This is a genomic window from Vibrio sp. M260118, assembly GCF_036533755.1.
Classification (GTDB): Bacteria; Pseudomonadota; Gammaproteobacteria; order Enterobacterales; family Vibrionaceae; genus Vibrio.
In genome coordinates this window covers 1-5,697 of sequence record NZ_JATABG010000229.1, presented here as the reverse complement: position 1 = coordinate 5,697, position 5,697 = coordinate 1, and the positions used below count along the sequence as shown (strand labels likewise).

Sequence of the window (5,697 nt, the reverse complement as noted above, 5' to 3'; positions counted from 1 at the left end):
GTTCGTTTGATCCATACTGCATTCTACACAAAACTTATTGCAAATAATTCTCATTAGCATATAGTTGAGATTAATTCGCATTTGCTTGTTGTGGTCGCCTATGGACTCTTTAAAATTGAACTATTCTCTACCACCTTGGTGCTCTCTCGGACAATTTCGCCCAGCATACAAACGTCTTATTCTGCCCGTTTCGCTAATCGCACTCATTCTTAGCGAGACAACAAGAGCTGTAACGGTAAATACTCTATCCGACGCATTCTGGGCGGTATCAAGCTACGTTGCGTTTACGCTCGCTATTTATCATTACTTATCAATTTTCTTTAACAGAGAGAACCGAATAGTAAATCTCTACCAGAGCTCGCGTGATCATCAGGTGTTCTTCGCTGCACTGCTTGGGGCTCTACCCGGTTGTGGTGGTGCCATCATTGTTACCACTCAGTTTGTTAGTGGCCGCGTAGGATTTGGCGCTATAGTCGCAGTACTGACATCAACAATGGGCGATGCTGCATTCCTACTGCTGGCAAGTAAACCCGACATCGGTTTTTTAGTCATCGGCGTAGGAATTATCGTTGGCTGTATTTCTGGTTGGGTGGTTAATTACTTTCACAAAGATGACTTTCTTCGCCCTAACGCCAGTTCTGTAACCCATAAATTTTGCTGTGCTCGCGAAAGCTCAAGCAAATTTGAACAAAAAGCGATTAACCTCCAAGGTGCATTTTGGAAATGGCTTCTCTTACCTGCCACAGTGATCGCAGCACTAGGCTCTTTTCAGGTTAACGCTAACCAGTTGTTTCACTTACCTGAAATGACCATTGAGTGGATGGGTGCGATTCTTATCATTGTCAGCATGTTACTGTGGTCGTTAACCAAAGAGATAAAAGACTATGAATCAACAGTAGCAGAAGACACAAAACAAGTGTCGTCTCATCCAATTCAAAAAGCGGCACAAGATACAAACTTTGTTACCGCATGGGTGATTCTTGCTTTCATGGCTTTTGAACTCATCACTTTCTTTGGTCAGATTGATCTCGCTACAACGTTTTCTGGCTGGGGCACATGGATGCCGCTTATGGGATTGACGATCGGCTTGTTGCCAGGCTGTGGTCCGCAGATCCTCATCACCAGTCTGTATATCTCTGGCGCAGCTCCGCTATCAGCTCAACTAGCAAATTCTATCTCAAATGATGGCGATGCGTTGTTCCCTGCGATTGCGCTTGCACCTAAAGCCGCTTTAGTCGCGACATTGTACTCAGCACTACCCGCTTTAATTGTTGGCTATGGTTACTACTTCCTATTCGAAATATGATCCTAACAGTGTCTGGCTAGATACTAAAAACGCCCTCATTTGAGGGCGCTCTGTCATTGTCAAAGGTCCAAACTATTTATGACGCTCTTTTAGCTTGTTAATCACATCGTTCATTGATAAGCCTTGATCCTGCAGCAGTACCATCAGGTGGTAAATCAGATCCGCAGACTCACACACTAACTCCGCCTTATCACCCGACGTCGCCGCAAGCGCGACTTCAACACCTTCTTCGCCCACTTTTTGCGAAATACGCTTGGTGCCACGGGCATAAAGACTGGCAGTATAAGAGGAATCTGGGTCGGCACTCTTGCGGGCAGCCAGTAGCTGCTCAAGCTGATGAAGCCACACCATTTGAGATTCTTCTTGCGGGTCTCCATCCCAACACGTCGTTGTGCCCGTGTGGCAAGTCGGGCCAATGGGATTCACTTTAACCAGTAGTGTATCGCTATCGCAATCTAGGGCGATATTCTTAAGCTGCAACACGTTGCCCGAGGTTTCACCTTTAGTCCAAAGACGCTGCTTAGTACGAGAGAAAAACGTCACTTGACCCGTTTCGCCCGTTTTTGCCAACGCATCTTGGTTCATGTAACCCATCATCAACACTTGGCTGGATTGGAAATCTTGCACGATAGCAGGCACTAAACCATCCACGTTCTCCCAGTTGATACGCTCAGACAGCGAACTTACTTCGGCGGTGTTAAAACTCATAGTCGTACCTCAATGCTTTGTTGTTTCAAATACTGCTTTAGTTCACCAATATTGATGACTTGTTTGTGGAATACCGATGCAGCAAGCGCTCCATCCACATTGGCTTTTTGGTACGCTTCGGCAAAGTGCTCCATGGCGCCCGCACCACCCGATGCAATCAGTGGTACGTTGCATACTTCGCGAACCATGTTTAACTGGTCAATATCGTAACCATTGCGTACACCGTCTTGATTCATCATATTCAGTACGATTTCACCTGCGCCACGTTTTTGTACTTCTTGCACCCAATCACACGTTTCCCATTGGGTCGCTTTGGTCCGTTCTTCATCGCCAGTAAACTGGTACACCTGATACTTGCCAGTGTCCTTGTCGTAGTAAGAGTCGATACCAACGACAATACATTGCACACCAAATTTATCCGCAAGGTCAGTAATGAGCTGCGGGTTTGCCAATGCAGGTGAGTTGATAGACACCTTGTCTGCGCCAAACTCAAGAATTCGCGCTGCATCTTCCGCGGACTTAATGCCACCCGCGACACAGAACGGGATATCGATAACCTCAGCGACACGTGCAACCCAACTTTTGTCAACAACACGACCGTCACTTGACGCCGTGATATCATAGAACACTAGCTCATCTGCGCCCTCTTGTGCATAACGCTGCGCCAAAGGAACGATGTCGCCAATGATTTCATGGTTGCGGAACTGAACGCCCTTCACCACTTGACCATCACGAACATCAAGACATGGAATTATTCGCTTTGCCAACATGCAAATGCCTCCTCTGCTGTGAACTTGCCATCCAGTAGTGCTCGACCAACAATCACCCCTGCTACGCCGCTACCTTTAAGTGCTTCGATATCAGCCAGTGAACCGATGCCACCAGATGATTGGAACTGCACCTGTGGGTACTGTTTACATAGGTCGACATACAACTCGACGTTTGAACCTTCTAACGTGCCGTCGCGAGAAATATCAGTACATAGCACGTGTTGTAGACCCACAGTTAGATAGTCGTTGATAAGAGCTTCGATAGTCACACCTGAATCTTCTTGCCAACCAGAGATTGCTACTTTACGCGTGCCGTCTTGGTCGATATTGATGTCCAGCGCGAGAACGATTTTCTCTGCGCCGTATTTTTCCATCCAACCTTTCACAAGCTCCGGTTGTTTTACTGCAGTCGAGCCAACAACAACGCGTTGCGCCCCTGCCTCAAGTAGGTCAACCACATCTTGTTCAGAACGGACGCCACCACCGATTTGGATGTTCGCTGGCGTGCTGGCAAGAAGCTTTGCAATCAAATCAAGCTGACGGGCTGTGGTGTCTTTCGCACCAGTTAAATCCACTAAGTGTAGCCAGTTTGCACCTGCTTGGTGGTACAAATTGAACTGCTCTGCAGGATCGACTTTGTATTCGGTTACCTGACCGTAATCACCTTGATAAAGGCGAACCACTTGTCCTTCAATTAAATCAAGAGCTGGAATAATCACACTAAATTCCTTTTATAATTCTAAGAAGTTTTGAATAAGCTTCGCGCCCGCTTTTGAAGAACGCTCAGGGTGGAATTGCACGCCATAGTAATTGCCGCTTTGTACTGCCGCAGTGAACGGGTTACCGTATTCACATTCGGCAATCGTGTAATCCCCTACTGGCATAGCGAAGCTGTGTACAAAATAGAAGTACTCACCTTCTTCAATATCTTTGAACAGTGGGTGACCTGCTTTTGCAGACACCGTGTTCCAGCCCATATGTGGTAGCGGCAATTCACCCGTTTGTAGTAGCGTAACTTCACCATCACATAGTCCAAGACACTCAACTAACTCATCCGCTTTTTGCCCTTTTTCCTGAGAGACCTTCCCGAGCAATTGCATCCCCAAACAGATACCAAGCAGTGGTTTCTCAACCTGTTTAACTAGGCCAATGAGATCGCGCTCTTGTAGGTTTTTCATCGCTTCGCTGGCAGTTCCTACGCCCGGTAGAAACAGTTTGTCAGCAGCCAAAACAACTTGAGGATCTTTAGAAATCGTTACCTGATAGCCTAAGCGCTCAATGGCAAACTTAACCGAAGAAACGTTAGCACATCCAGTATCGATAATGACGACTTTCTGTTCTGTCATTGGTTAATCTCCCTTAAAGAACGCCTTTACTGCTTGGCAGTTCAGTACCTTCAACTTTGATAGCCTGACGCAAGGTGCGACCAAACGCTTTAAATAGGCTTTCAATGATGTGATGGTCATTATCGCCTGCAGAAGAAAGGTGCAGCGTACACGCTAGGGTATCCGTCAGAGAGCGGAAGAAGTGAACCACCATCTCTGTTGAAAGATCACCCACCTGTTCTCGACCAAACTGGGCATCAAACTTAAGGTAAGGGCGACCAGATAGATCGAGAGCGCACTGAGCCAAACACTCATCCATTGGCAGGCTAAAGCCAAAACGGCCAATACCACGTTTATCTCCTAGCGCCTCCTTAAAGGCCTGACCTAGAGCTAAAGCGGTATCTTCAACTGTGTGGTGGTCATCAATGTGCAGATCACCTTCGACTTTACACACCATTTGGAAACCGCCGTGTGTTGCGATTTGGTCCAGCATGTGGTCAAAGAAGCCAAGACCTGTCGTAATGTCGTTGCCACCTTGCTCATCAAGATTAACCGCAACCTTGATATCCGTTTCCTTGGTAGTACGCACGACTTCAGAAACGCGCACTTTGACGGTCAAATCTTTAAGGATTTGCTTCCAGCCCATAGTTTCTGGATTGTATTGAATACCGCGAATGGCCATGTTTGCAGCAAGTTGGAGATCCGTTTGACGATCGCCAATGACCACTGAGTTTTGGAAATCAACTTTACCCTCTTGAAGGTATGGCTTAACCAAACCCAATTTTGGCTTACGACAAGAGCAATTGTCTTCATCGAAGTGGGGACAAATCAGCACATCGTCAAACTTAACGCCTTGAGATTCGAAGATCTCCATCATCATATTGTGCGGCGCATCGAAGTCTGCTTGTGGGTAACTATCTGTCCCTAAGCCGTCTTGGTTTGTCACCATCACCAAGCGGTAGCCTGCATCCTGCAAGGCTAGCAAGCTTGGAATAACGAACGGCTCTAGTTTGAGTTTATCTAATCGGTCGACTTGGAAATCAACCGGAGGCTCAACAATTAAGGTGCCATCTCGATCGATAAATAGGATTTTTTGTTGCTTGCTCACACGAACTTCCTTATTTCAATAATGGGTAAGGCTCTCGCAACGGGCAAGAGCCAATAATGCTTAGCTGTAATAGTTTCTAATAAAGCCTAGTGTTTTTTCACATTCATCGCGGCTACCGATACTGATACGGACACAATCTTCAATCGGCGAGTTACGCAAAATAATTCCGCTATTCCAAGCCGCTTTAAATAACGCATCACCATCAGGGAACTTAACCAATAAATAGTTTCCCCAACCTTCGAATATCTCTAAACCAGCAATCATTGATAGTCCAACCTGCAAATACGCTCGGTTAGCGTTGAGGTCGAGTACTTGAAATTTAGCTCGTGCTAACCCAGCTTCAGATAGCGCTTGAGTGGCAATCTCAGCGACAGGCACTGGGACTGGGTAAGGCGCAATCACCTTAAGCAGCACGTTGATAAGTTCTTCGTTTGCAAGAGTAAAACCACAACGTAGACCTGCTAGCGCAAACGCTTTAGA

At 46.6% G+C, this 5,697-nt stretch carries 7 protein-coding genes; 1 reads left to right on the top strand and 6 read right to left on the bottom strand.

Features of this window, described 5'->3' with window-relative positions; all coding sequences use genetic code 11:
* The first annotated feature begins 100 nt into the window (after positions 1-100).
* On the top strand, positions 101-1,306 hold the full coding sequence (locus QTO00_RS13505; RefSeq protein WP_331425269.1) for a putative manganese transporter: 1,206 nt from the start codon (positions 101-103) through the stop codon (positions 1,304-1,306).
* Between the two features lie 72 nt (positions 1,307-1,378).
* Here the strand turns inward: QTO00_RS13505 and hisIE are convergent, their stop codons facing one another.
* The 6 genes from hisIE to QTO00_RS13475 all read right to left on the bottom strand — a co-directional run.
* Positions 1,379-2,014: a bifunctional phosphoribosyl-AMP cyclohydrolase/phosphoribosyl-ATP diphosphatase HisIE gene (hisIE, locus tag QTO00_RS13500; RefSeq protein ID WP_331425268.1), complete on the bottom strand. Its 636-nt coding sequence runs from the start codon at positions 2,012-2,014 to the stop codon at positions 1,379-1,381.
* Positions 2,011-2,784 (bottom strand): imidazole glycerol phosphate synthase subunit HisF, encoded by a 774-nt coding sequence (gene hisF, locus QTO00_RS13495; protein WP_331425267.1) that lies wholly within the window; start codon positions 2,782-2,784, stop codon positions 2,011-2,013. The genes hisIE and hisF overlap by 4 nt, the downstream gene beginning before the upstream one ends.
* Positions 2,766-3,503: a 1-(5-phosphoribosyl)-5-[(5-phosphoribosylamino)methylideneamino]imidazole-4-carboxamide isomerase gene (gene hisA / locus QTO00_RS13490; RefSeq protein ID WP_017422252.1), complete on the bottom strand. Its 738-nt coding sequence runs from the start codon at positions 3,501-3,503 to the stop codon at positions 2,766-2,768. Before hisA ends, hisF begins: the two co-directional genes overlap by 19 nt.
* A gap of 12 nt (positions 3,504-3,515) precedes the next feature.
* Positions 3,516-4,130, bottom strand: a complete 615-nt coding sequence (hisH, locus tag QTO00_RS13485) for an imidazole glycerol phosphate synthase subunit HisH (protein WP_331425266.1) — start codon at positions 4,128-4,130, stop codon at positions 3,516-3,518.
* 13 nt (positions 4,131-4,143) lie between these two features.
* Entirely contained in the window at positions 4,144-5,217 is a 1,074-nt protein-coding gene (hisB, locus tag QTO00_RS13480; RefSeq protein ID WP_331425265.1) for a bifunctional histidinol-phosphatase/imidazoleglycerol-phosphate dehydratase HisB, read from the bottom strand.
* A gap of 60 nt (positions 5,218-5,277) precedes the next feature.
* On the bottom strand, positions 5,278-5,697 hold a 420-nt coding region (locus tag QTO00_RS13475; RefSeq protein WP_331425264.1), incomplete at its 5' end, for an aminotransferase class I/II-fold pyridoxal phosphate-dependent enzyme.